The sequence below is a fragment of the Nostoc sp. CALU 546 genome (genome assembly GCF_048836525.1).
Genome location: NZ_JAWJTF010000012.1, coordinates 64459 through 87665, shown reverse-complemented (window position 1 = coordinate 87665; position 23207 = coordinate 64459). Strand labels below are relative to the sequence as shown.

The 23207-nt window shown below is 43.4% G+C and carries 30 protein-coding genes and 1 pseudogene; 14 read left to right on the top strand and 17 right to left on the bottom strand.

What is annotated here, in order from left to right; translation table 11 throughout:
- Positions 1–405 precede the first annotated feature (405 nt).
- Positions 406–3432, top strand: a complete 3027-nt coding sequence (gene sbcC, locus RRG12_RS08865) for an exonuclease subunit SbcC (protein ID WP_420759004.1) — start codon at positions 406–408, stop codon at positions 3430–3432.
- Positions 3433–3450: 18 nt separating this feature from the next.
- Here the strand turns inward: sbcC and RRG12_RS08860 are convergent, their stop codons facing one another.
- From RRG12_RS08860 to RRG12_RS08840, 5 genes are all read right to left on the bottom strand, one after another.
- The gene (locus RRG12_RS08860; protein ID WP_420759003.1) at positions 3451–4881 is read right to left on the bottom strand and encodes a peptidoglycan-binding protein; all 1431 of its coding nucleotides are present in this window, start codon (positions 4879–4881) and stop codon (positions 3451–3453) included.
- Positions 4882–4956: 75 nt separating this feature from the next.
- On the bottom strand, positions 4957–5127 hold the full coding sequence (locus tag RRG12_RS08855; protein WP_420759002.1) for a hypothetical protein: 171 nt from the start codon (positions 5125–5127) through the stop codon (positions 4957–4959).
- The gene (locus RRG12_RS08850; protein ID WP_420759001.1) at positions 5120–5587 is read right to left on the bottom strand and encodes an SH3 domain-containing protein; all 468 of its coding nucleotides are present in this window, start codon (positions 5585–5587) and stop codon (positions 5120–5122) included. The genes RRG12_RS08855 and RRG12_RS08850 overlap by 8 nt, the downstream gene beginning before the upstream one ends.
- A gap of 292 nt (positions 5588–5879) precedes the next feature.
- The gene (locus RRG12_RS08845; RefSeq protein ID WP_420759000.1) at positions 5880–7391 is read right to left on the bottom strand and encodes an AAA family ATPase; all 1512 of its coding nucleotides are present in this window, start codon (positions 7389–7391) and stop codon (positions 5880–5882) included.
- A 475-nt stretch (positions 7392–7866) separates the two neighbouring features.
- A complete protein-coding gene (locus RRG12_RS08840) occupies positions 7867–8007 on the bottom strand; it encodes a hypothetical protein (protein ID WP_420758999.1) in 141 nt (46 codons plus the stop codon).
- A gap of 104 nt (positions 8008–8111) precedes the next feature.
- Between RRG12_RS08840 and RRG12_RS08835 the strand changes: the two genes are divergently transcribed.
- From RRG12_RS08835 to RRG12_RS08825, 3 genes are all read left to right on the top strand, one after another.
- The gene (locus RRG12_RS08835) at positions 8112–8240 is read left to right on the top strand and encodes a hypothetical protein (protein WP_420758998.1); all 129 of its coding nucleotides are present in this window, start codon (positions 8112–8114) and stop codon (positions 8238–8240) included.
- A gap of 84 nt (positions 8241–8324) precedes the next feature.
- The gene (locus tag RRG12_RS08830; protein WP_029637898.1) at positions 8325–8546 is read left to right on the top strand and encodes an AbrB/MazE/SpoVT family DNA-binding domain-containing protein; all 222 of its coding nucleotides are present in this window, start codon (positions 8325–8327) and stop codon (positions 8544–8546) included.
- Complete coding sequence (locus RRG12_RS08825; protein WP_069071337.1) at positions 8546–8974, top strand: putative toxin-antitoxin system toxin component, PIN family; 429 nt, start codon at positions 8546–8548, stop codon at positions 8972–8974. Before RRG12_RS08830 ends, RRG12_RS08825 begins: the two co-directional genes overlap by 1 nt.
- Here the strand turns inward: RRG12_RS08825 and RRG12_RS08820 are convergent.
- The 8 genes and pseudogenes from RRG12_RS08820 to RRG12_RS08785 all read right to left on the bottom strand — a co-directional run.
- Positions 8964–9095, bottom strand: a pseudogene (locus tag RRG12_RS08820) (IS982 family transposase); the annotation flags it as partial. The gene RRG12_RS08825 and the pseudogene RRG12_RS08820 sit on opposite strands and share 11 nt — an antisense overlap.
- Positions 9096–9240: 145 nt before the next feature.
- Positions 9241–9768: a YceD family protein gene (locus RRG12_RS08815; RefSeq protein WP_069071336.1), complete on the bottom strand. Its 528-nt coding sequence runs from the start codon at positions 9766–9768 to the stop codon at positions 9241–9243.
- 168 nt (positions 9769–9936) lie between these two features.
- A complete protein-coding gene (locus RRG12_RS08810) occupies positions 9937–10464 on the bottom strand; it encodes a protein jag (RefSeq protein ID WP_069071335.1) in 528 nt (175 codons plus the stop codon).
- Entirely contained in the window at positions 10461–11612 is a 1152-nt protein-coding gene (gene yidC / locus RRG12_RS08805) for a membrane protein insertase YidC (RefSeq protein ID WP_069071334.1), read from the bottom strand. Before yidC ends, RRG12_RS08810 begins: the two co-directional genes overlap by 4 nt.
- A 169-nt stretch (positions 11613–11781) precedes the next feature.
- Complete coding sequence (locus RRG12_RS08800; RefSeq protein ID WP_069071333.1) at positions 11782–12174, bottom strand: PH domain-containing protein; 393 nt, start codon at positions 12172–12174, stop codon at positions 11782–11784.
- Positions 12161–12583 carry a ribonuclease P protein component gene (rnpA, locus tag RRG12_RS08795; protein ID WP_420758997.1) on the bottom strand — a complete coding sequence of 141 codons (423 nt, stop codon included), beginning with the start codon at positions 12581–12583 and terminating at the stop codon, positions 12161–12163. Before rnpA ends, RRG12_RS08800 begins: the two co-directional genes overlap by 14 nt.
- A 26-nt stretch (positions 12584–12609) precedes the next feature.
- The gene (gene rpmH / locus RRG12_RS08790) at positions 12610–12744 is read right to left on the bottom strand and encodes a 50S ribosomal protein L34 (protein WP_084227158.1); all 135 of its coding nucleotides are present in this window, start codon (positions 12742–12744) and stop codon (positions 12610–12612) included.
- 141 nt (positions 12745–12885) lie between these two features.
- Complete coding sequence (locus tag RRG12_RS08785) at positions 12886–13398, bottom strand: DUF2808 domain-containing protein (RefSeq protein WP_069071331.1); 513 nt, start codon at positions 13396–13398, stop codon at positions 12886–12888.
- A 760-nt stretch (positions 13399–14158) separates the two neighbouring features.
- Between RRG12_RS08785 and RRG12_RS08780 the strand changes: the two genes are divergently transcribed.
- The 4 genes from RRG12_RS08780 to RRG12_RS08765 all read left to right on the top strand — a co-directional run bounded on the left by RRG12_RS08780 (position 14159) and on the right by RRG12_RS08765 (position 18145).
- On the top strand, positions 14159–15331 hold the full coding sequence (locus RRG12_RS08780; protein ID WP_420758996.1) for a Re/Si-specific NAD(P)(+) transhydrogenase subunit alpha: 1173 nt from the start codon (positions 14159–14161) through the stop codon (positions 15329–15331).
- Positions 15332–15436: 105 nt separating this feature from the next.
- Positions 15437–15730: an NAD(P) transhydrogenase subunit alpha gene (locus RRG12_RS08775; protein ID WP_251960284.1), complete on the top strand. Its 294-nt coding sequence runs from the start codon at positions 15437–15439 to the stop codon at positions 15728–15730.
- Entirely contained in the window at positions 15727–17130 is a 1404-nt protein-coding gene (locus RRG12_RS08770; RefSeq protein WP_181930969.1) for an NAD(P)(+) transhydrogenase (Re/Si-specific) subunit beta, read from the top strand. Before RRG12_RS08775 ends, RRG12_RS08770 begins: the two co-directional genes overlap by 4 nt.
- Positions 17131–17383: 253 nt before the next feature.
- The gene (locus tag RRG12_RS08765) at positions 17384–18145 is read left to right on the top strand and encodes a hypothetical protein (protein ID WP_420758995.1); all 762 of its coding nucleotides are present in this window, start codon (positions 17384–17386) and stop codon (positions 18143–18145) included.
- Positions 18146–18400: 255 nt separating this feature from the next.
- Here the strand turns inward: RRG12_RS08765 and RRG12_RS08760 are convergent, their stop codons facing one another.
- The 3 genes from RRG12_RS08760 to ndhC are packed head-to-tail and all read right to left on the bottom strand — an operon-like array spanning position 18401 to position 20014.
- On the bottom strand, positions 18401–18931 hold the full coding sequence (locus tag RRG12_RS08760) for an NAD(P)H-quinone oxidoreductase subunit J (RefSeq protein WP_099103180.1): 531 nt from the start codon (positions 18929–18931) through the stop codon (positions 18401–18403).
- Positions 18924–19661 (bottom strand): photosynthetic/respiratory NAD(P)H-quinone oxidoreductase subunit K, encoded by a 738-nt coding sequence (gene ndhK, locus RRG12_RS08755; protein WP_420758994.1) that lies wholly within the window; start codon positions 19659–19661, stop codon positions 18924–18926. Before ndhK ends, RRG12_RS08760 begins: the two co-directional genes overlap by 8 nt.
- A complete protein-coding gene (ndhC, locus tag RRG12_RS08750; protein ID WP_012411797.1) occupies positions 19652–20014 on the bottom strand; it encodes a photosynthetic/respiratory NAD(P)H-quinone oxidoreductase subunit C in 363 nt (120 codons plus the stop codon). The genes ndhK and ndhC overlap by 10 nt, the downstream gene beginning before the upstream one ends.
- A 324-nt stretch (positions 20015–20338) precedes the next feature.
- On the opposite strand from ndhC, the gene RRG12_RS08745 reads away from it, so the two are divergent.
- The 6 genes from RRG12_RS08745 (at position 20339) to RRG12_RS08720 (ending at position 22735) form a co-directional block, all read left to right on the top strand.
- Positions 20339–20674: a rubredoxin gene (locus tag RRG12_RS08745; RefSeq protein ID WP_181930964.1), complete on the top strand. Its 336-nt coding sequence runs from the start codon at positions 20339–20341 to the stop codon at positions 20672–20674.
- 140 nt (positions 20675–20814) lie between these two features.
- Positions 20815–21819: a photosynthesis system II assembly factor Ycf48 gene (locus tag RRG12_RS08740; RefSeq protein ID WP_420758993.1), complete on the top strand. Its 1005-nt coding sequence runs from the start codon at positions 20815–20817 to the stop codon at positions 21817–21819.
- Positions 21820–22018: 199 nt separating this feature from the next.
- Entirely contained in the window at positions 22019–22267 is a 249-nt protein-coding gene (gene psbE, locus RRG12_RS08735) for a cytochrome b559 subunit alpha (protein WP_069071322.1), read from the top strand.
- Positions 22268–22276: 9 nt separating this feature from the next.
- Positions 22277–22414, top strand: a complete 138-nt coding sequence (gene psbF, locus RRG12_RS08730) for a cytochrome b559 subunit beta (protein WP_015115279.1) — start codon at positions 22277–22279, stop codon at positions 22412–22414.
- 8 nt (positions 22415–22422) lie between these two features.
- Positions 22423–22545: a photosystem II reaction center protein L gene (locus RRG12_RS08725; protein WP_012411802.1), complete on the top strand. Its 123-nt coding sequence runs from the start codon at positions 22423–22425 to the stop codon at positions 22543–22545.
- A gap of 70 nt (positions 22546–22615) precedes the next feature.
- Complete coding sequence (locus RRG12_RS08720) at positions 22616–22735, top strand: photosystem II reaction center protein J (protein ID WP_012411803.1); 120 nt, start codon at positions 22616–22618, stop codon at positions 22733–22735.
- A 188-nt stretch (positions 22736–22923) separates the two neighbouring features.
- Here the strand turns inward: RRG12_RS08720 and RRG12_RS08715 are convergent, their stop codons facing one another.
- Positions 22924–23034, bottom strand: coding sequence for a photosystem I reaction center subunit VIII (locus RRG12_RS08715; RefSeq protein WP_084227157.1), 111 nt, complete (start codon positions 23032–23034; stop codon positions 22924–22926).
- Positions 23035–23207: the final 173 nt, after the last annotated feature.

Below are 23207 nucleotides of genomic sequence, written 5' to 3'. Positions count from 1 at the left end.
CAACCATACAATCGAAACCCGCGCTGGCGGGTTTTAATTTTTTAGAATTATCCACAAAAAGCGATCGGTTAAGAGAATTCTCAACTGGCCCAATATAGTTTGGTTAAGATTTTGCGATGAAAATTCTAGAGCGCAAAGACGCCATAAATCATCACAAAGACGCGATGAATCGCCGTCTCTACAATAATCAGTCTAATAAATAACGATAAGCTTCCAGGAGAGTCTCATTTTTCTCCGAATATAGTAAAACTTTTTCATTCAACAAGAAAAATTCACTCATCGTATTGTTAATTTTTGTAAAATTGATGTATTCAAGACTAGAAACCTGATATCTAGATAGCTAAACTAACAAACAGTGCATCTGTACTGTTAATTATTAAAAGTAGATGTGGCGCCATAGCGTGAATGATCCCAGTACAACTTATCCTCAAAAACTTTCTTAGTTACCGTGATGCAACTTTAGATTTTGGCGGTTTGCATACGGCTTGTATTTGTGGTTCCAATGGTGCCGGTAAATCTTCTCTTTTAGAAGCAATCACTTGGGCGATTTGGGGTGAAAGCCGTGCCACTGTTGAAGATGATGTCATCTATTCTGGTGCTAAAGAAGTTCGGGTTGATTTTACTTTTCAAAGTAACCAGCAAAAATATCGGGTGATTCGTACCCGAATTCGGGGAGGTACTAGCGTTCTTGAATTTCAAATAGAAATACCATCTGGGTTTCGCTCACTCACTGGCAAAGGGGTAAGAGCAACCCAAGATTTGATTCTAGAACACATCAAGCTCGATTATGATACTTTTATTAATTCTGCCTACTTACGTCAAGGTCGTGCAGATGAATTTATGCTTAAGCGTCCCACGGAACGCAAAGAAATTTTAGCGGAGTTGTTAAAACTCAATCAGTATGATGATTTGGAAGAACGTGCTAAGGAATCTTCTCGTCAGTTTAAAGCACAGGCAGTAGAGTTAGAGCGTTCTTTGGAGTCGATAAAAGTTCAGCTGCAACAACGCGAGATAACTCAAGCGCAAAGAGTGGAGTTAGAAGCCGAACTTAACCAACTGCAACAGGTGCAAGCTTTTGATAATATTCAATTACAAAGTTTGCAAGTTGTCCAGCACCAGCGCCAAAGTTGGGAACAACAACTCAATTTTGTAAAGCAGCAATACCAAAATCTTACCCAAGATTGCGATCGCCTCCAACAAGAACAATCAGCTATTGCCTCTCAGCTATCAGATTTAGAAAAAATATTACGCCAAGAAGCTGAGATTAAAGCTGGATACGCCCAATATCAAAGTCTCCAATCTCAAGAAGAAGCTTTTGCTGTCAAATTTGAAGAATACACCCGCGCCCAACAGAATCGCCAACAAAAACAACAACAGCTTACCAAACAAATTCACGAAATCGAACGGCAACTGCAACAAGCCCAAGCGCAGTTAGAAGCTTTGCAGCAACAAGAGCGAGATATTCAGCAAACGCTGACTAAATCAGGTGAAGTAGAAGCTGCTTTGTCACAACTAGCCGCAGCGCGTCACCATGTTCATCGTCTAGATGAATTGCAAATGCAGGTGACTCCGTTGTTGCAACAACGAGCAACTTTACAAAACCAACTCGATCGCACTCATGCTGGTTTAGTAGCGCGACTCGAACAGCTCCAAAGTACTGAGAACCAATTGCAACGACAGCACCGCCGCCAACCGCAACTACAACAAGCGGTGATGGATGTGGCAATCCAGATTGAGGAATTGGAGAAAAAGCGAGTTTATCTACAACGAGTCCAAGAAAAAGGGCAAGAAAGACGGCACTTTATTGAACGTCTGCAAGCTCACCAACGGGATTATGAAAAGCAACTGGGGGAATTAGAGCAGAAATTGCTTATGCTCCAAAATCCTGAAGCACTTTGTCCATTATGTGAGCGTCCTTTAGATGAACATCACTGGAATCGGGTGGTGGAAAAAACCCAGACTGAGTTAGAGGATACTCAAGGGCAGTTTTGGGTAGTGCGAGAACAAATGGCTGTGTCTGACAAAGAAATTCAGACTTTGAGGCAGGAATATCGGGATATTTCTCAACAATTGGCGAGTTACGATGGTTTACGCGAACAGCGGGGACAGTTGGCAGCACAGTTAGAAGCTACAACTGATGTACAACAACAGTTACAACAAATTGCTGCTGAAAAACAGCATTTAGAGCGATCGCTCCAAGCTGGTGATTACGCTCCTGATAAACAAGCCGAACTCCGGCAGCTAGACCAATATCTGCAACAAGCTAATTATAATGAACAAGACCATGCCCTGGCTCGGAGTGAAGTTGAGCGGTGGCGGTGGGCAGAAATTAAACAAGGGCAGATTAAAGATGCAACTAAGCGACAAGCGCAACTATTAGCACGAAAACCAGAATTACAATCCCAAATTGCTCAATTACAAGTCAGAATCCAGCAGGATCAGATTGATTCTGAATGTGCTAAACAAATTGCGGCTCTTGAGCGTCACATTACCGAAATTGGCTATAGTTCTGAGCAGCACAACAATCTGCGTATGGCTGTAAAGAAAGCTCAATCTTGGCATTTACGATATCAACAACTGCTATCAGCCCAGCAGCAGTATCCGCAACTCCAGACGAGATTGCAAGAGTTAGAGGATTCCAGAAGCGCCAGATTAACCGAACGGCAAAAATTGGGCGGACAAATCGAAAGCATTATCCAGCAACTACAAGCAACAGCTAACCCATCTGCCCAAATTCAAGCTCTAGAGCAGCAGTTAGCAATCCGCAGACGGCAACTTGATGAGCAAATTGCCAAGTTAGGGCGTTTAGAACAGCTGGCGCATCAACTGGAAATACTGCAAGTGCAATATGAACAACAGCAGCAGCAATTACAATCTTGCAAGCAGGAATATCGTGTTTATCAGGAATTAGCGCAAGCTTTTGGTAAAAATGGCATCCAAGCACTGATGATTGAGAATGTGTTGCCGCAACTGGAAGCTGAGACAAATCAACTACTTTCGCGGCTGAGTGGGAATCAGTTTCATGTGCAATTTATTACTCAAAAATCTGGACGCAGTGCTAAATCAACAAAGAAAAATGCCAAGCTGATAGATACCCTAGATATTTTAATCGCCGATTCTAGAGGAACGCGATCTTATGAAACTTACTCTGGTGGAGAAGCCTTTAGAATCAACTTTGCCATCCGTTTGGCTTTGGCGAAATTATTAGCGCAACGGGCGGGAGCGGCGTTGCAATTGTTGATTGTGGATGAGGGTTTTGGTACACAAGATGCCGAAGGATGCGATCGCTTGATTGCAGCGATTAATGCGATCGCTTCTGATTTTGCCTGCATCCTCACTGTCACTCACATGCCGCACCTCAAAGAAGCTTTCCAAGCCAGGATTGAGGTTAATAAAACTCAAGAAGGTTCGCAGTTGAGTTTGTCAATTTAATTACGAATTACGAATTAGTTAATTGAATTTTACCCGTGCATCCAGACCTAATGAGCGGAGCTTTTTCGTTAGCGTTTCTGCTTGTGCGCGATCGCTAAATGCTCCAGCATTCACATAATCCCCTAGACTGGATTGCTCTGTAACAGCATTGGGTATATATTGTTGTACTTTACTCAGAGTATCATTATTTGAAATTGGAATTATTACTCTGTAAGGATTGTTAGCAGCTAATGTATTGCCATTAGTAACACGCACTACGTTATTAGTGGGAGGTAAATAGCGAGTTTGAGGTGCTACATAGTCATTAGTAGGAGGTAAATAACTATTAGTAGTCTCAGCATAATCGCCCCCAGTCGAGTTATTCAACCCTAATGCTTGCCAAGTTTGCCAATCTACATTTCCAGTCGAATTAATTCGAGAAGATTGCTGGAATGCAATCACCGATTCTCTGGTGTAATCGTTGAAAAAGCCATCAGGATTGGTATTAGAGAAACCCAACTGCCACAAACGCTCTTGAACTAATCTGACATTCTCTCCCTGATCGCCTACAGTCAAATAACTTCTGGCTGGTTGTTGAGTAGGATATCCACTAGTCGAGGCTCTACGTACTGCCTCTAAAACTTGGGCATTGGCGATGCCATCAACAGGTAAGCGATAATTTCGCTGAAATTGGATGACAGCTTCCCTTGTCATTGGGCCAATATTCCCAGTGGGATTAGTATTAAAAAAACCTAGCTGCTGCAAACGTACTTGGAGTTCTCTCACCTGCTGAGTCGAGAGACTTGATCTAGCTGTACTTGGAGAGGAACCCAGTAATGCGTTCCAAGTTTGTCGATTCACAATCCCGTTAGCAGATATGCGATAACTTCGCTGGAATGCAATTACAGCATCTTTAGTAATTTGTCCAAAATTCCCAGTGGGATTAGCATTAAAATAGCCTAACTGCCGTAAACGCTGTTGCAACCTTGTAACTGCTGCACCAGTGTTGCCTTGAGAGAGAGTAGGGTATTGACCAACTGCACCACTAGTATTCCTGCTAGAAGCTCTACTCTGACAGGCTCGTTGCAAGGCTTGTTGAGTATTAATACCCACAACTCCATCAGCAGGTAGCCTATTGGCTTGCTGGAATTTAATGACCGCATTTTGAGTCAGGCTAGCAAACTTACCTGTTACCGGGCCGTTAAAGTAGCCTAACTTTTTTAAACATCTCTGGTTAGTGGTAACTTCAGCGCCATTACTTCCAATTTTCTGAAGTGCTAAAGCTTGCCCAGCGATACTCAGAAGCCCCGTAATTAGTGCCACTGATAAAAGACGTATTGCAGCACCAGTAGATAACTTTTTCCAATTTAAAAATTTGAAATTAACTACGATAGGAACAACCTTGATGCTTTCGGATGCCTCGTAGACTGAGGCGAGCTTGATTAAATAGCTATCGACCCCTGTTTTCACTTGCTTTTTTTAAATTGATTACTATAAAAAAGTATACGACTTTCTCTGTGTAATAATTACTTTTCGTATGATTCTTTACAAGTAATTGTCCTGGGGAGTGGGGAGTAGTAGTGCTGAGTGCTGTACATGGATAGCGGGGCGTTTAGCCCGTCCTGAGTGAGAAATCTCGCTTCTTGGCTCGAAACTATTTTGCCCAATGCCCAATGCCCCATGCCCCATTCCCCATTCCCCATACATATTATTCATCAACTTTTTCAGTATTACCTGCTTTCACCCAACCTTCTTGTTCGCTATCTTCCAAACGAATTTTTTGCCAGCCTTTATCCCCGCTTTCTTCCAAGACAATAATTTTTTGATTAAAAGTAACCCCACCAATCCGTTCAGCTTCTTGGTTTGGTTGCGATCGCAAACTCAAACCTTCAGCCCAAGTAACACGCCCTCGGTAAGCTCCCGATGGCAATGGTTTTGCTGTTGGGGTAGCTTTAGGCGATTCTGTGGGAGTAGAAGTTGAGCTTGGAGACAATTGAGCCTGAGTTGCTTTGGGAGCTTGGGCTTTTACCGAGGGACTATCGTTGGAATAAACCGGTTTGGCAGGGGGTATGCCGGTGCGATTCATGAAATAGAGGGCAATTGCAGCACCGCCACCTATTAAGACAGCGATCGCTAAGAAAAACCCAAGTATAAACTTTGTTAAGCCAGACAACATAGTTAAAACCTGATTATTAAGAGTCAAGGGTCAACATAATTCGTAATTCGTAGTTGCACTTTCTTTGGGGCTTGTACCTTCGTAATTACGAATTAGTAATTATTTGGTCAAGGTGAGCCAGTCACGTGCGTATTTTACCCATTAAGGGGAGTGACGTTGAACTGGCTCTCAAGATTTACGAGTAGAGAAGCAATGTAACCTATCCGTATAAGAATCAATAGTCCATAATAATTCATCATTAACTATTGACTATGGACTTTTAACTCATTATTTTAGCCACTGCTGAATGCCTTCATGTAGTCCGCCGGAGGCGTTCGCTTAAAGGATTGTGTTTTGATGCTAAACGCGCTCTCCCAGCAGCAGCCCACTCTTGAAGTTGCTGAATCTGCTCTACGGCAGTTCGCGCCAAGGGTATTATCTGACTCGCTGCTTCTAAAATATCATCCGTAGCAAAGTCGCGGTTTTGGCTAAATCCAATATGCATCGCTTCAATTAAAGTTTGCTCAATCTCTGCCCCAGAAAAATCAGGTGTTTCATAAGCTAATCTTTCGATGTCATAACTTTTCAAGTTATGGGGGCGCAGTCGGGATAAATGAACATCATAAATTGCTTTTCTCTCTTCTTGAGTGGGCAATCCCACAAAGAAAATTTCATCAAATCGCCCCTTACGCAACATTTCTGGCGGTAAAGCTTGGATGTCGTTGGCAGTGGCGACGACAAACACGGGTGAGCTTTTTTCGGCTAGCCAGGTAATAAAAGTACCAAACACACGGCTGGCTGTTCCTGCATCACCCTTGCTACCAAGTCCAGCAAAGGCTTTATCTATTTCATCAATCCACAAAATACAAGGTGCGAGGGCTTCAGCTACTTGGATCATTTGGCGAGTCCGAGATTCTGACTCACCCACCAAACCACCAAATAACCTTCCCACATCTAGACGTAGCAGGGGTAAATGCCAGTGATGAGCGATCGCTTTTGCTGTTAAAGATTTACCGGTTCCCTGAATACCCACCAACATTAAACCACGGGGGTGCGGTAATCCGTACTGTCGCGCCTTATCTGTAAATGAGCCTCCCCGACGAATCAACCAATCTTTCAAGTTATCCAGTCCGCCTATATCAGAAATTTGCTCAGTGGCAGGGTAGAAGTCCAGGATTTGCGTTTGGCGGATAGTTTGGCGCTTTTCCTCCAAAACTAGATCCACGTCTTCTGGTCGCAATTCTCCGTGGGTAGCGATCGCTTTTGCCAAAACCCGACGAATCCTTTCCATCGAAAGTCCTTGACAAGAGCGCACTAAGTCATCTAAAACTTTTCCAGAAAGGGAGTTACCAGTACTTTGGAGTAAGCGTTCTACCTCAGTTTTAATTTCTGGGGCGGCGGGTAAGGGAAACTCGACGACTGTCAGCACTTCGGTTAAATCGTCAGGAATGGCGATGCGCGGCGACAGTAGGACAATATTTTTGGGTTGCGACTTCAGGAGTCTGGCGAGGTTGCGGAGTTTGCGGGCGATCGCTACATCATCTAAAAAGCGATGATAATCTCGTAAAATCAATACCGCAGGTGCGGAAGCTGGTAATTTTTCGATAAATTCTAAAGCTTGCAACGGGTTACGTCGCCCAAATCCAACATCATTGGGGTTTCCTTGATAGCCATCGACAAAATCCCAAGTATACACTGGGCGATTACCCTGGTTGGTTGCTTCTTCCCGGATGGCTGCTTCTACCCGTTCTTCCTCATAAGTGGGAATATAAATCAAAGGGTAGCGGGCGCGTAGCAGCAGTTTAAACTCTTCACGGAAGTTCATATTTGGCTTTGGTTATTTGTTATTCTCTCATTGTTCAGCAAAATATTAGGCGAATAGAATTCACTGCTACACAAACATAGACGCTTTGAGGCTTCCCGCAGGGTAGTCCGCCTCCGTGGAATAACGAAAAATCAAGGTTTTTATCATACACTTAGACGTAAACATTTCTGAATTACCTTTTTCGTTCATATCTCGGCTCAATGCCTATTTGCATCCAATACTTGTCGGGTTTTGGGGAAAAGGGTAAGGGGAAAGGGGAAAGAAAAAACCTTTAACATTTTCCCAAAACCCAATTCCGAGTTCAAAATGCTTTACCCAAGCAGTATTGTATTTGCATCAGGTATTTGAGTTTTGATTAAGGCATAATTATGGGGAAAGTGAATCTAGTTTCGCTGTCTATGAATCTTCAAAGAATCACAAGTTTGAATAGGCTGGTCTCTTCATGTTCTGCTTGAACAGGCATCCGAGGGGGATTTTATCGCGTCAGTGCCAGAGTTGCCTGATTGTGTAGCCGAAGCTGAAACCCATTTGGATGCGATCGCACAGTTTGAGGAATTAACCAAAGAGTAGATTCATGGGTGGCAATGTCCACCCACTTTTTTGTAACCTTCTGCAAACTGAAAGCTGTTTATCAAGTCTTTATTAATTGGGCAGACCAACCATACCTGCAAGTGGTCATCGCATTGCAAGCATAAGCAGGTTTAATCAGCCAACGTTGGGATGCGGGTTGTAGCGGTTGCGATTGATAAGTTGGAATTGATCAGGTGCGATCGCCATCGCGTCGCCAACGGAGTTACAGTACTTTGGGTCAGTAGTAGTTCACGTTTGTCAGAAAAGTTGTTTCTCTGATTAGGTTTTAGATTTAGTAAGGTAGGATGTATATACTCAAGTAAGGAATCCTTACATTTGATAGCAAAGGCTAGGAGGCAAGTCATGCTCGCCAAGTTAACTTCTAAAAATCAACTAACGCTGCCTAAAAGTATTACTCGTGAAATCGGTGAGGCTGAGTATTTTGAGGTAAAGGTGGAGGGGGGGCAAATTATTCTGACTCCAGTAAAAATTCAGCGGGCTGATGCAGTTCGATCTAAGCTGGCGGATTTAGGACTGAGTGAGCAGGATGTGGCTGATGCAGTGGCTTGGGCGCGTCAATCGTAATGGTTTGTCCGCGGGTGGTAATTGATACTAATATTATCATCTCGGCGCTGATATTTGGGGGCAGAGTATCTAGGCTTCGTTTGGCATGGCAGGGCGATCTCTTCACTGTGCTGGTTTCTAAAGCGACAACAACTGAGTTAATCCGAGTGCTGGCTTATCCAAAGTTTAAGCTCACGCCAACCGAGCAAGAAGATTTACTATCGGATTACATACTCTTTTGTGAAGCTGTAGCGATGCCCGGCCGCTTGCCTGTAATTCCTGAATGTCGTGATCCCTTTGATGTGCCTTTTTTACTTTTGGCTGTGGTCAGTGAGGCTGATTATCTCGTGACGGGCGATCGCGATTTACTCAGTCTAAAAGATAATTTTTCTTGCCCGATTATCACGGCTGAAGATTTTCTAAATGTTATTGATGGTCAGTCACCCTAATTTTTCTGGTGATGCCTTGTAAAAGTGGTATTTGTTGCCATAAGTTTTCCCACTGCTTACAGAAGTCATCTACATCACAGAATTTTTGTGTAATGTCGAGCCGAGATACAATAGTAGACATAAACTTTGCGATCGCATCTTACAAGCCTCATATATTTACCACCCATGCTGTCTCTGTCGAGTTAATATTCCCGAAAGCGATGCCTAGGTTGGTAAACTACGCACGGGCGGGAAATCACAGAATTTGAGGCATAAGCAATAGGCTATTAGCCCGGAAGTTGCTTTTTCAGTGCTTCCAGAGAAGCCCAACGGTTATCAACTGGAGTTCCAGAACTATCAGAACTATCAGAACTATCAACAGTATTACTTACAGGAATACCTGGACAATTGCGATCGCATAACTGCCGCAGGGGTACTGCCAAGCACATCTGTTCATAAAGCCATTCGTTGGGATAAAAATAACCATCAGGCGGTAAGCTTTCCAGCAACTCTTCCATAACTACTTCCCTTTCTAAGGGCAAGTCATTTGGCTGATTTGCAGTTTCGTCTAACCAGATAATTTCTTTTGTATCAATCCCTAAGCGGCGATTGTATTGCTGCAAGCAGCGGTTGCAGGTACAAGTAATAATTGTTTCTGCCTGACTGGACACTTCCAGATAAGTGCCATTATGCTGCACGCGCACATGGCCACGAACTGGTGTCAACGTTTCCAGACCAGGCAGAAATTCATTAACCTGAACTTCCTCTGTCCGCTCCGATGCTCTAATTAGCTGCGGAATATAAATTGCGTCCATAGGATTTTGTGAGATATGCTCACTAACAATTAACAGTTATTATCAGTATTTGTACTGATACTACATCTTTATTTTAGCTTGTAGGAACAAGAGAAATTTTGAAATTATATAGTTATGAGCTTTCAATTAACTCCTAACTCCTAACTCCTAACTCCTAATCCCTAGCCCCTAGCCCCTAACTTCTTCCAACGAAGCTGGTCGCACAACTAGATGACGATGCGGCTCTTTACCGCGACTGAAGGTTTCCAAATCTCCAAATTCCTTCAAGAATGTATGGATTTGTCGCCTTTCAGCAGAACTAAGAGATTTGATTTCCACTTCTCTACCAGAAAAGCGCACTTCATCGGCTGCTGCTTCTGCTAATGCGCGAATTTCGGCTTCTCTTTTAACTCGGTAGCCATTTAACTCAATGGTGTAAGAGGCTTGTTCTTCCGAGGGTTGGCTCAGGTTTAAAACTGAATTTGCTAAATACTGAATCGCATCTAACACAGAACCATCGACACCAATTAATACTTGGATTTGTTCTGAGGTTAAGTTTGTTTGGTCAATTGTCAGCCAGTAGTTATCTGGTTCTGGGGAATCGCCATCTTGAGATTGGGCAGTTTCTAAATGACCCTGAATCTCAGCAGGTATTCCAGTGAGTTCCAGCAGGGTTTTTAACCACTGCTGACCTCGCTGCATCGGAATGTCGCTCATGATCCCCCTGTCGCCTTTTTCTTAGGACTTTTTGGTTCAAAGGGCAATGCCTTTTGTTCTGTGACTGCTGCTTCCTTTTCCTGGGTTTCTACGATTTTTTGCAGTTCTTCTGGTAGAGGTTCGCGGGAGAGAAGATAAGTTTGTGCGGTTTGGAAAATATTGCCAATCACCATATACATCAGCACCCCAGCTGGTAGGGGAAAGAACAAAAACATCCCAGAAAAGATGACTGGGGTGATTTTGTTAACTGTATCTTGCTGCGGATTGCCACCACTGGAATTTTGCCCGGAAAGCATTTGGCTAACATAAAGGCTGATCCCAAAGAAGACAATCATGGCGACGATATCCCAGTGGATTGTGCCATCTGGATCTTGTGCGCCAACCCTGCCTAAAGCATCAATGAATAGAAAGCCTTTTTCTGCTGCTAGTCCAGGAATTGTACCTTGAATAGTAACTTCTCCTGGTTGTAAGGCTTCTACATTGCCATCAGCATCAATTTTTACCCTATCTTCACCTTTGGTAATTTTCCAATCAGGAATCAGCTTATTTTCTGGGTGTTCTGCTAAAAGAACCTGAAATGGTTTGCCCTCAACAGTCTGATACTGTATCTTGGTTTGTTCTCCCACCGCTAGTTTGGTTCCGCTGGGAATGATTGCAGCTACTTTAACGTGTTCCCCATCTGCAACGTAAATATTTTGAGGAGCAGTAGCAAAGGCTTGCGGTTGAATTTGTTCGATTTGTTCTGCGGGAAAGATTTGCAGGTTAACGCTGTAGTTCGCACTTGCAAAAGGCGAACCCCGCAAAGTGGCGAACAGTGCGAACAAGACCGGCATTTGCACTAGTAATGGAAAACAACCTGCCAAAGGGTTGCCAAATTCTTTTTGGACATTAACCATTTCCTCCTGCTGCTTTTGCGGTTCATCCTTATAGCGCTCTTTGATTTCTGCCATCCGCTTCTGCATCAGAGGTTGTACAATTCGCATTTTCCGCATATTGCGAATTGAGCCAGCACTCAGGGGATAGAGCGCGAAGCGGACTATCAAGGTCAAAGCAACGATCGCTAATCCGTAGCTAGGCACTATACCATAGAAAAAATCTATGATTGGCAGCATCACGTTGTTCGAGAGAAAGCCGATACCAAAATCCATTATTCTGAATTCAACCTGAGGTACTGTAAACTGAATCTAATTTATCTAAATCATGATTTGTCGGCGACTATCTTTCGCTACGGATAGCCGCACATTCAAATGGGGAATAGGGAATTGGGCATGGGGCATTGGGTAATTTCCCCATCTCCCCCTGCTTTCTCTATTCCCATTACTTGTTGGCAGCAGCGCTAAATTCGGGATTTTTCGCAGCAATTCTTTCGTTAATGTAGTCATAGACTTCCCTAAAATTGGGAATTGCACGCAATTCAAGACGACTGCCGTTTCTGAGGGTTATCGCCATATCTCCCCACAAGCCAATGCCACGGGGAACTTTGACGATTTTGACAATTTCTGAGTAAACTACGTCAGTGCGATCGCGCCCTTGCCAACCTCCCGTCACTGTAATTCGGCGATCGGTGATGCGGAAACGCAGCCACAATGCCCTGACAATTGCCCCGACTGCTAATGGTATCCCGACAATGGTTAGCCCAATTAGCAGGTTGACAATTAAATCCCCAATATGGGGGCCACCTTCATAATATACGTCTTCACGAATTCCCATCGAACACCTCGGCTTGTGCCAACAACTGCTCTAATTCTTGCAGAAATTGTGGGCTTACGCACTTCGATTCTGCTGCTGTGGGTTTGACAATGACCACAAGCCGCCATCCTGGTGATAATTTGGGTAGCAAGTTGTATAAAGCAGCAGTAATTTGTCGTTTGATTCGGTTGCGAACCACTGCCCTTTTGCTGACTTTTGTGCTTATGGAAATGCCAATCCGCGTACTGACAACACGTGCTGAGTCAATTATTTGTGTAGCCTGGGTGGCAGTGTCCAAAGAAGGTTTTGATGAATACAACGGTTTTAAGGCTCTTAATGTCAAATAAGAGCCATGACGCCGAATTCCTTCCCGGAAAACTGCCTGGAAATCCTTGCGGGATTTTAGCCGATTTGCTTTGGGCAAAGCCACTGATGCTCTTTATAGCTTGATATGCCCTAAACGGCCAAACGGTGACGCCCCTTTTTTCTTCTGGCGCTAATCACGTTTCTGCCGTCTGGTGTCCGCATCCTAGCGCGAAAACCAGAGGTTCTTTTTCTCTTACGGCTAGTGCCGCCCAGTGTTCTTTTCATACTGTTCTCCTCTTAGGTGATTTTTATAAAAACTCACAATCTCTAATTTTATCACTTTATCATTGAATTGGGAATTAGATTAGGGGAGAGATGATAGGGAATAATCTGTATGTAACCTATTCCCTTCTTCACTCCCCAAATTTAATTGATGCTCAAAATCCATGTTCCCATGTAGCGCAGCAGTGGCACATCGCCAGGGGAGAGTACTTGACAATTAAAATAGTAAACTCCACCGAAGGATGGGTTTTTCACATTAGAGAAGACTACCTCAACTGGGCTACCTGCTGGTACAGGCTCTTGGGGAAAAATATTAATCAGCTTACCTTCTTTGTCCCACTTCACCTCAGAAAGTGGAACTGCTTTGCCTTTGACTCGGACTTCAATTTTGTTCTGGTCAAAAGTTCCTTTGTAATAATCAGGGTAGTTAATGGCAAATTGACCAACAGCCAATTTCATTCTTTGGGCTGGAATCCTTAATCTGTATCGATCCCAACCATTAGCTTGTCCACCAAAATCTAACCGGAAGGGCAGTTGATTTTCGCTTTTGACGCCGCTAAACAGCGTAAATCCGGGTAAGCTTTGCGCCCAAGTCAGGGCTGGAAATACAGTAACTAAACAGCTAGTCACGGCTAAAGCGGAAAGTATACGTCGCATAATTGGGCTTCCTCTACCAAAATATAAATCTGTTATCTAAAATAACCGTGTGTTAGTATTCGTTACTAAAGTTTACTACTCACTTCCTGACAATTGACGTTCAATAACAGTAAAAAGTGTCATTCTCTCTGATGTTTGGGCATAGTAAAATTGCTTAGTTATAAATTTAACTCATAATCGATTTATTTAATTCCCCTTACAGAGTGCTGATTTGATGACTAGGTTAGTCAAATTTTGAACTAAATAGAAACACAGTTGGGATTGGATTGTGTTTCTAAATATGTATAAGTGTATCTAAATTTGAGAATTTTGTTATAAAAATTGAGGCGTACCATCAGCGATCGCCAGTTAACTTAGGCTAAATTGATTAAAATAAGTTGGAATCGAAGTCGTAATCATTAAAATTTGATTGGGAAATTATAAAGCCTTCAAAATTCGGTCAATATTACTCTATAAGAAAGGAATACCAAAATTTCTCAATCCCGAAAATAAGCTAAAGATAAAGATGCAAAATTTGGGAATCAATTTAGGATGTGCAATACGTAACCCTGTTTGCAACTATCTAAAAATATGACATCTGCGAACGGCAAAGTTAGGCTTTGCCTGGAGAGCTAAGAGTGGGAGAGGAAAGTTTCAAGGTTCAATCTACAAGTAAAATTCATGGCTGATGTTCCTGCCTAAGTACTATGAGTGCGGGACACGCCTCATCTAGACAATCGCTTACTTGGCAGAGATTAGGTATTTATCTTCAGGAGATTTCATGAGAATAGCAGTTGCTAAAGAAATTGAAGTTTGTGAACGTCGTGTAGCATTAATTCCTGACACCGTTGCCCGATTGGTAAAACAAGGTTTGGAAGTGTGGGTAGAAACAGGTGCAGGAGAGCGATCATTTTTCAGTGATTCTGATTATGAAGCCGCAGGAGCCACAATAATCAGCGATACTGCCAAATTATGGGGCGAAACAGATATTCTGCTGAAAGTCAGCCCACCACAAGAACGAGAAGATGGACGTTCAGAAATTGATTTATTAAAGGAAGGGGCTGTTTTAGTCAGTTTCCTCAATCCTTTGGGAAATCCTGTTGTCGCACAGCAATTGGCAAATCGGAAAGTCACAGCTTTGAGTATGGAGATGATTCCCCGTACTACCAGGGCGCAAAGTATGGATGCTTTGTCTTCGCAAGCTTCATTAGCAGGTTACAAAGCAGTACTAATTGCGGCAGCTGCATTACCAAAATATTTCCCGATGTTAACCACAGCCGCAGGTACGATCGCACCAGCGAAAGTATTTATTATGGGCGCTGGTGTCGCCGGATTGCAAGCGATCGCCACCGCTAGACGTTTAGGAGCAGTGGTAGAAGCCTTTGATATTCGTCCCGCCGTCAAAGAAGAAGTGCAAAGCTTAGGGGCAAAATTTGTTGAAGTCAAATTAGACGAAGAAACTGTTGCTGCTGGCGGTTACGCCAAGGAAATTTCTGAGGCTAGCAAACAACGTACCCAAGAAGTTGTCGCCGAACACATCAAAAATTCTGACGTGGTGATTACCACCGCTCAAGTTCCTGGGAGACAAGCACCACGGCTCGTCACAGAAGAAATGGTGGCACAGATGAAACCAGGTTCAGTGATTGTGGATTTGGCTGCTGAACAGGGTGGTAACTGCGCCTGCACCGAACCAGGTAAAGATATTGTGTGGAACGGTGTGACAATTATCGGCCCCATCAATCTCCCATCATCAATGCCAATTCACGCCAGTCAATTGTATGCCAAGAACGTTACATCGTTGATGCAATTGCTAATTAAAGACAAAGCTTTACAGGTGGACTTTAGCGACGACATCGTTGATGCAGCTTGCGTTACCCACGCTGGTGAAATTCGCAATCAACGAGTGCGGGATGCGCTACAAGCTTTGAATACTCAACAACCGGCGGTTAATTAGGGAATGAGGGAGATGAGGAAGCAAGGGGAGATAAGGGAGTAGAACCAATGCCCCATGCCCAATGCCCCATTCCCAATGCCCACTTACAAAAGGAGTTTTGATTTCATGACAGAGGCATTAATTGCTGCTTTGTTTGTATTTGTTTTGGCATCTTTTATCGGTTTTGAAGTCATCAACAAAATCCCACCGACTCTACACACGCCCTTGATGTCAGGCTCAAACGCTATTTCTGGGATTGCGGTACTTGGAGCAATAGTAGCTGCTGGTGCAAAAGACACAAGCGTGTCAGTAATTCTAGGTTTGATTGCTGTAATACTGGCGACAATTAACGTTGTGGGTGGTTTTTTAGTGACAGACAGAATGTTGCAAATGTTCAAGAAGAAGGAGATTAAGGCGTGAGCGACTTTTTACCAACTGGCATTCAGCTGACGTACTTAGTCGCTGCATCGTTATTCATTCTGGGCTTGAAAAAGCTGGGATCACCTGCTACAGCGAGAAACGGTAATATTGTAGCGGCTGTGGGAATGCTGCTAGCGATCGCAGCAACAATGCTCGATCAACATGTGTTGAACTACGAGATGATATTGTTGGGCTTGGCGATTGGATCGGGAATTGGTGCGATCGTTGCCTACAAAGTCCAAATGACCGAAATGCCCCAAATGGTGGGTTTACTCAACGGTTTGGGCGGTGCGGCTTCGGCATTAGTAGCCGTTGCCGAATTCTGGCGGTTGTTAGATAGTTCTCAAGCGATACCCCTAGATGTGAACATTTCCATGTTGTTGGACGTGTTAATCGGTGGCGTTACCTTCACGGGCAGTTTTCTCGCCTTTGCCAAATTGCAAGGTTTAATCAGCGGTTCTCCGATTACATTTCCATTCCAGCAACCATTTAACCTCTTGCTTCTGGGTGCTTATATAGTAGGTAGTGCCTACTTAATCATCACACCAGATAGTTTACCCATATTCTTGGGAGTGGTTGGCGTTTCATTGGTGCTGGGAGTAATGTTCGTCATCCCCATTGGTGGCGGCGATATGCCAGTGGTAATCTCGCTGTTGAACTCGTTGTCAGGTGTGGCGGCGGCGGCGGCTGGGTTCGTGGTGATGAACAACATGTTAATCATCGCTGGTGCTTTGGTAGGAGCATCTGGCTTAATCCTTACCGAAATTATGTGTAAAGCGATGAACCGCTCCTTATTTAGTGTGCTGTTCAGCGCTTTTGGTACAGGTTCTAGTTCAGGTGGTGCTGCTAGTGGTGCTGCGACTGATCAAACTGTCCGCAGCATTGATCCTGAAGAAGGGGCGATGATGTTGGGTTATGCCCGTTCTGTGGTAATTGTGCCTGGTTATGGTATGGCAGTTGCCCAAGCGCAACATAGCGTCCGGGAATTGTCAGATCAGTTAGAAAAAATGGGCGTTGATGTCAAGTATGCCATTCACCCCGTTGCTGGAAGAATGCCGGGGCACATGAATGTGTTGCTGGCGGAGGCAAATGTGCCTTATACCCAGTTGTACGACATGGATGATATTAACCCCCAGTTCGATCAAGCGGATGTGGCTTTAGTAATTGGGGCAAATGATGTGGTAAATCCGGCGGCGCGGAGTGATACAAGTAGCCCGATTTATGGTATGCCGATTTTGGAAGTAGATCGGGCGAAGCAGACGATTGTAATTAAGCGCGGGATGAGTACGGGTTTTGCCGGTGTAGATAATGAGTTGTTCTACAAGGATAAGACGACGATGCTTTTTGGTAGCGCGAAGGATATGGTGGCGAAGTTGGTTTCGGAAGTGAAGCAACTTTAACGAACCGCAAAGGCGCTAAGGGCGCGAAGTAAAGAAAGAATTAGAGAGTTGGCTTGCCTTGGGGGTGTGATGCTTCTGAGGCAAGTTTTTTTGTGGGAAAATTGCCTCATGCAAAGGCGTAAAGAATAGAAAGTTTATTTATGACTTGATAATGTCCGAAAATTTTCACTTTAGTTATTTAACTTGACATTCTATGTATGCTCAATTATTTTTGATGAACAAGTTTTGATTTTCTAATTAAAATAATAGAGTTATGTTCAGTCAAGATTTTTTTAATGATGAGCTTCTAGAAAAAATAGTTGATGTATTTTATGGATATGGTAATTATCAAGGGAATTATTGGTTTATTGGTATGGAAGAAGCAGGAGGAGATTTTAACGAAATTAATAACAGAATAAAGAAATGGTCAGAGAGAGAACAGAAGGAAATAGAAGATATTGCAAAATATCATGAAGCTATCGGATATGGGGCGAGTTTTAAACCAGGTGCAAAATTGGATGTGCCAGTCTGGAGGACATTAATTCGTATTATATTGAGTGCTAAAGGAAAAGATAATATTGACCTAGAAGATATTCGTAAATATCAAATAGAGGAACTAGGTAGAAAAGATAAAGAGACTTGTTTATTAGAATTATTACCTTTACCCTCACCATCTCTTAAACATTGGATATATGGTGAATATTCTAAGCTTACTTTTTTATCTAATAGAGATACTTATGAAAAGTATTGTCTTGAAAAGCGAATAAATCATATTAGTCAAAGAATAAAAGAACATCAACCTAAAGCGGTTGTTTTCTACGGTGTGGGATATGAGCCTTCTTGGAGAAGAATAACTGAAAAAATAAAGGATGTTGAGTTTTCACAAACTTCAGAAGGTTTTTTAATTTGTAGAAATAGTCAGACTGTGTTTGTTATAACTAAACATCCTGTATCTATAGGTGTAACAAGTGAATATTTCCATAATATTGGTAGATCAATTGCTACTAAAATAGGGGAAAAACCATTATTTGCGTAGTTTGTGGCTCGTTTAAAAAAGGCGATCGCCAAAATTCCACAAAATAACTAATTTGACTTACTTTGGAAAATATCGATAAATATTGTTAATGCGTAAGTCCTATAGTCAATGAATTACAGCAAATATTGCCAACCAACTGTTACATGAGACACCAAAAACATAACCCCTCTCCGCCACCGGAAAGGGGTTAATCACTGCCGAAACCCAGCACTATATTGTACAGACGCGATTCATCGCGTCTCGATTCAGCAATCTCTAATAAGCATCTTGCAACTCGTAGAAATCAGGCGAGATGTAATCCTTCCGCAAAGGCCAACCTACCCAATCTTCCGGCATCAAAATCCGCTTGAGATTTGGGTGTCCTTCGTAGATAATGCCGTACATATCGTAAGACTCGCGCTCTTGCCAATCTGCGGTTTTCCAAATCCAGTACACAGAAGGCACTACAGGATTTTCCCGTGGTAAGAACACCTTAACTCGAACTTCTTCGGGGCGATCGCTATTATCACCGACTTTAATCAAGTGATACATACTCACCAATTCTTGTCCTGGGCCAAGGTCAATACCACCTTGACACTGGAGATAATTAAACCCATAAGCATAAAGGGCTGTAGCGGTAGGAAGCAAGAAATCTGCCGCCACCTTAATTATCTCTACACCATTCTTATCCGGTGCTAAAAACTCATGGTCAAAACCATTTTCCGTCAACCACTGGGAAACTTTACCCGCTTGTACCAATGCCTCTTCTTTCGCTGCTGGTACTGGTTTAGATTCTTCTTCAGCCACGGGTTTGTTCCTCCTTTTGCGCCTTTTCTGTCAGCATTGCAGGTGGTATTGGCATACCAATCGCTTCCGCCAATTCCTTGGGTGGTGCATAGCGAGTGTCTGACTGCAAATACTTACCAGTTAAGATTTCTTCTACTGGCTTCAAATTATGAGTCGTGCTGTAATAGCGGTGAGTTTGCTTAATTTTATCCCGCTCTTGCATCGACTCATTGGAGATTTTCTTCCGCAGCTTAATGATTGCGTCGATAATTGCTTCTGGACGGGGAGGACAACCAGGTAAGTACACATCCACAGGAATCAGTTTATCGACTCCGCGCACTGCTGTGGGGGAATCAACGCTGAACATCCCGCCAGTAATTGTGCAAGCACCCATCGCAATTACATACTTTGGCTCTGGCATTTGTTCGTAAAGACGCACCAGTTGCGGAGCCATCTTCATCGTAATAGTCCCTGCCGTAATAATTAAATCGGCTTGGCGGGGGCTAGAACGGGGAATTAGCCCAAAACGGTCAAAGTCAAATCGGGAACCAATTAAAGCTGCAAACTCAATAAAGCAGCAAGCAGTACCAAATAACAACGGCCACAGACTAGAAAGCCGCGCCCAGTCGTAGAGGTCATCAACCGTCGTCAAAATGACGTTTTCTGAAAGGTCTTGAGTGACATTGGTACGCTCAATCGGGTTGATGATTCGTTCTTTACCCTGGGTTGTTAAGTTAGAATTCAAGACCATTCCAAAGCTCCTTTACGCCATGCGTAAACTAAAGCGACTACAAGAATTGCAATAAAGACTAGCGCTTCAATAAAAGCCAATAGCCCCAAACGGTGGAAAGCTACCGCCCAAGGATACAAGAAAACAGTCTCCACATCAAAGACGACGAAGACCAGAGCAAACATGTAGTAGCGAATGTTGAACTGAATCCAGGCTCCCCCGATGGGTTCCATGCCAGATTCATAAGTGGTGCGACGTTCTGGAGCGTAACCACTGGGTCGTAGGAGCTTGGAAGCTGAGAGCGCTAAGGCTGGTACTAGGCTACAGATGATGAAGAAGCCTAGAAGGTACTCGTAACCGCTGAGGACAAACACAATGAGTATCTACCGCTTATGGAGTATTTTAAGTAGTGAGTTTTGAGTTTTGAGTGCTGAGTGCTGAGTGGTGAGTGCTGAGTGCTGAGTAGGAAATCTCACTTCTTTACTCAGAACTTTCGGAACTCGGAACTGTTTTACCCAACGCCCAATCCCTTAACTGCGTAACTTTCTTTTACATTATATCTGTTTGGTTTTTCTGAAATCTGGGAAACAGACGCACTTCAGGTATTTGATTCGCTTTTGCTAGTGATAGAAAAGTCTAACAATTATGTCATAATTTTTAACGTATATTTAAGATTTCTTCTCTGCGAGGCCTTAGCCATGAGCGAACCAGCTGTTGAGACTCCGGTGTTAGACCGCTACGAGTGTCGCGCCTGCGGTTATGTTTACGAACCTGAGAAGGGAGATGACAAGCATGATATTCCTTCCGGGGTACTCTTTGCAGAACTGCCCATAAATTGGCGCTGTCCAGTTTGTTCTGCTAAAAAGACCGCTTTTGCCAACATCGGCCCTGCCGGTACTGCATCCGGCTTTAAAGAAAATCTCGGTTATGGTTTGGGTGTTAACAACCTAACGCCAACCCAAAAGAATATCCTAATTTTTGGTGCTTTGGCTCTTGGGTTCTTGTTTTTTATCAGTCTTTACGGCTTACAATGACAGCCTTTAAGCAATTCCAAATAACGCTCTCTACCAGAGGCTTTACACTGCGCTAACAAAATTCAAAATGCAAAAGCCAGGACTTACAGCATCCTGGCTGCCAACTCCTACAAAAATTTAGAAATAACTAAGAAATACTGATGCATTCAATTGTGAAAGGTTGGCAACGAATATTTGCCTTGTTAATAGTAGTCGTGATGTGCATAGGTTGTAGCCAAGTTCCCTCTGTTAGCTACAACCCTTGGAAAGTCATTTCTGTGCCAACAGACTCGAATTTATTGGATATTGCTTTTACTGATAACCCTGAACATGGCTACTTAGTAGGTAGCAATGCCACTTTATTGGAAACTAATGACGGTGGTAATACCTGGAAACCAATAATACTGCAACTGGATGAGCAGAAGTATCGCTTTGACTCAGTAAGTTTTGCAGGTAAAGAAGGCTGGATTGCCGGAGAACCCGGACTGTTGCTGCACACTACCGATGAAGGCGCTTCTTGGTCGCGTATCCCCCTGAGCGAAAAGCTACCAGGTAGTCCGATCGCAGTTAAGGCACTGGCAGACAATACAGCTGAAATGGCTACTGATGTGGGAGCCATATATAAGACCACAGACGGCGGCAAAAACTGGAAAGCCCAAGTGGAATCAGCAGTGGGTGTGGTGCGTAACTTGGAACGTTCTCCTGATGGTAAATATATTGCGGTTTCTGCTAAGGGTAGTTTCTACTCGACTTGGGAACCAGGACAAGAGGCTTGGGTTCCCCATAACCGCAATAGTTCTCGGCGGTTAGAAAACATGGGCTTTGGTGAAAATGGGCAATTGTGGTTGCTAGCTAGAGGAGGTCAAGTTCAGTTTAGTGACCCAACTAAACCTGAAGAATGGCAAGAGGCAAAATATCCAGAATTATCCACCAGTTGGGGTTTACTGGATTTGGCATATCGTACACCCGATGAGATTTGGGTAGGTGGCGGTAGTGGTAATTTGTTACGGAGTGGCGACGGTGGCAAAACCTGGGAAAAAGACCGTGACATAGAAGAAGTTGCAGCTAATTTGTACAAGATTGTGTTCTTAGAGCCAGAACGGGGATTTATAATTGGCGATCGCGGCGTTTTGCTCAAATATTTACCAAACCCTGAAGCAGCTTAATGGGGACTGGGGACTGGGGACTGGATACGAGTTTTCCCAATACCCAATCCCTAATACCCAATACCCAATCCCCAATCCCTAATACCCAATCCCCAATCCCCAGTACTTATTTCTGAGAAGAACGTTGCAACTTGTAACTCTTTCTTAACTTTGTAGGATAATAAACTCTATAACATTCTTTGTGGAGGTAGGGATCTAAATGTCAGGTACCACTGGAGAACGTCCGTTTTCAGACATCATTACCAGCGTTCGTTACTGGGTAATTCACAGCATCACCATCCCGGCATTGTTTATTGCTGGTTGGCTATTTGTGCAAACTGGACTGGCTTATGATGCCTTTGGCACACCTCGTCCCAACGAGTATTTCACACCAGCACGCCAAGAAGTGCCCATTGTGAAGAACCGTTTTGAAGCGAAAAAACAAGTTGAACAATTTATTGGAAAGTAGTTTGAGATCATGACTAGCGGCAATAACATCAATCAACCAGTTACCTATCCAATTTTTACCGTTAGATGGCTGGCAGTTCACACTTTAGGTGTACCAACTGTATTCTTTTTGGGCGCGATCGCCGCAATGCAATTTATTCAACGTTAGGAGCAATTATGGTAGAAAGATCGCCCAACCCCAATAATCAGCCGGTTGAACTAAACCGGACTTCGCTATACCTGGGACTACTACTAGTTTTCGTTCTGGGGATTCTGTTTTCCAGTTACTTCTTTAACTAATTGGAACTACTGTTGTTAATCTTTGTTTATTGAACGTGTGTTGATTTGTTGTTAAGGGAGGAGAGAAGCTGTGTCTGGAAGTGGGAGAATTCCCCTGTGGGTCGTCGCTACGATCGCAGGTTTAGGTATAATTACAGTCTTGGGCATTTTCTTTTATGGTGCCTACGCCGGACTCGGTTCTTCGATTTAACATTAGTTTGAAGTTTGAACCGAACACTATAAGTTAGAATTTTCCAGCATTTGTTGAGAAATCAACGTTAAAAAAACCGCCTGTCTCTATGAGATAGGCGGTATTAATTTTGGTCAATAGTCATTTATCCTTTATCCTTTGTCATTTGTTTCTTGCAAATGACTAATGACTAATGACTATTGACTACATCAGCTGATATCGTCGCTTTCAATGTATAAAAATAGAAACGCGAAGGTTATAGCTGGTAAAACCCAACCAATGATGGGAACGAAGATAGAAGGCAAAAAGGAAGCTGCCATAGTAAAAGTTCCTGTTAAATAACACTACAATTCAAAATGAGCTTACTCCAAATCCTGCCAGATTTTTGAAATTCTAAAGATTTTTAACACAGCCCATGTTGAGAGTGGGGGAAATGAGGGAGATGAGGGAGCAGGGGAAGCAGGGGAAGCAGGGGGAGGAGAAGTAATGCCCA

What these genes read in the sequence shown, in the direction of transcription:
- RRG12_RS08785 (WP_069071331.1), bottom strand. Translation starts at nt 13,398, where the DNA reads ATGCGACGTATACTTTCCGCTTTAGCCGTGACTAGCTGTTTAGTTACT.
- psbF (WP_015115279.1), top strand. Translation starts at nt 22,277, where the DNA reads ATGACTAGCGGCAATAACATCAATCAACCAGTTACCTATCCAATTTTT.
- sbcC (WP_420759004.1), top strand. Translation starts at nt 406, where the DNA reads ATGATCCCAGTACAACTTATCCTCAAAAACTTTCTTAGTTACCGTGAT.
- RRG12_RS08765 (WP_420758995.1), top strand. Translation starts at nt 17,384, where the DNA reads ATGTTCAGTCAAGATTTTTTTAATGATGAGCTTCTAGAAAAAATAGTT.
- RRG12_RS08715 (WP_084227157.1), bottom strand. Translation starts at nt 23,034, where the DNA reads ATGGCAGCTTCCTTTTTGCCTTCTATCTTCGTTCCCATCATTGGTTGG.
- RRG12_RS08825 (WP_069071337.1), top strand. Translation starts at nt 8,546, where the DNA reads ATGGTTTGTCCGCGGGTGGTAATTGATACTAATATTATCATCTCGGCG.
- RRG12_RS08775 (WP_251960284.1), top strand. Translation starts at nt 15,437, where the DNA reads ATGACAGAGGCATTAATTGCTGCTTTGTTTGTATTTGTTTTGGCATCT.
- RRG12_RS08740 (WP_420758993.1), top strand. Translation starts at nt 20,815, where the DNA reads ATGCATTCAATTGTGAAAGGTTGGCAACGAATATTTGCCTTGTTAATA.
- RRG12_RS08830 (WP_029637898.1), top strand. Translation starts at nt 8,325, where the DNA reads ATGCTCGCCAAGTTAACTTCTAAAAATCAACTAACGCTGCCTAAAAGT.
- RRG12_RS08815 (WP_069071336.1), bottom strand. Translation starts at nt 9,768, where the DNA reads ATGGACGCAATTTATATTCCGCAGCTAATTAGAGCATCGGAGCGGACA.
- RRG12_RS08835 (WP_420758998.1), top strand. Translation starts at nt 8,112, where the DNA reads ATGCGGGTTGTAGCGGTTGCGATTGATAAGTTGGAATTGATCAGGTGC.
- RRG12_RS08780 (WP_420758996.1), top strand. Translation starts at nt 14,159, where the DNA reads ATGAGAATAGCAGTTGCTAAAGAAATTGAAGTTTGTGAACGTCGTGTA.
- rpmH (WP_084227158.1), bottom strand. Translation starts at nt 12,744, where the DNA reads ATGAAAAGAACACTGGGCGGCACTAGCCGTAAGAGAAAAAGAACCTCT.
- RRG12_RS08745 (WP_181930964.1), top strand. Translation starts at nt 20,339, where the DNA reads ATGAGCGAACCAGCTGTTGAGACTCCGGTGTTAGACCGCTACGAGTGT.
- RRG12_RS08800 (WP_069071333.1), bottom strand. Translation starts at nt 12,174, where the DNA reads ATGGGAATTCGTGAAGACGTATATTATGAAGGTGGCCCCCATATTGGG.
- RRG12_RS08845 (WP_420759000.1), bottom strand. Translation starts at nt 7,391, where the DNA reads ATGAACTTCCGTGAAGAGTTTAAACTGCTGCTACGCGCCCGCTACCCT.
- psbE (WP_069071322.1), top strand. Translation starts at nt 22,019, where the DNA reads ATGTCAGGTACCACTGGAGAACGTCCGTTTTCAGACATCATTACCAGC.
- RRG12_RS08810 (WP_069071335.1), bottom strand. Translation starts at nt 10,464, where the DNA reads ATGAGCGACATTCCGATGCAGCGAGGTCAGCAGTGGTTAAAAACCCTG.
- RRG12_RS08855 (WP_420759002.1), bottom strand. Translation starts at nt 5,127, where the DNA reads ATGAATAATATGTATGGGGAATGGGGAATGGGGCATGGGGCATTGGGC.
- RRG12_RS08850 (WP_420759001.1), bottom strand. Translation starts at nt 5,587, where the DNA reads ATGTTGTCTGGCTTAACAAAGTTTATACTTGGGTTTTTCTTAGCGATC.
- ndhK (WP_420758994.1), bottom strand. Translation starts at nt 19,661, where the DNA reads ATGGTCTTGAATTCTAACTTAACAACCCAGGGTAAAGAACGAATCATC.
- RRG12_RS08725 (WP_012411802.1), top strand. Translation starts at nt 22,423, where the DNA reads ATGGTAGAAAGATCGCCCAACCCCAATAATCAGCCGGTTGAACTAAAC.
- yidC (WP_069071334.1), bottom strand. Translation starts at nt 11,612, where the DNA reads ATGGATTTTGGTATCGGCTTTCTCTCGAACAACGTGATGCTGCCAATC.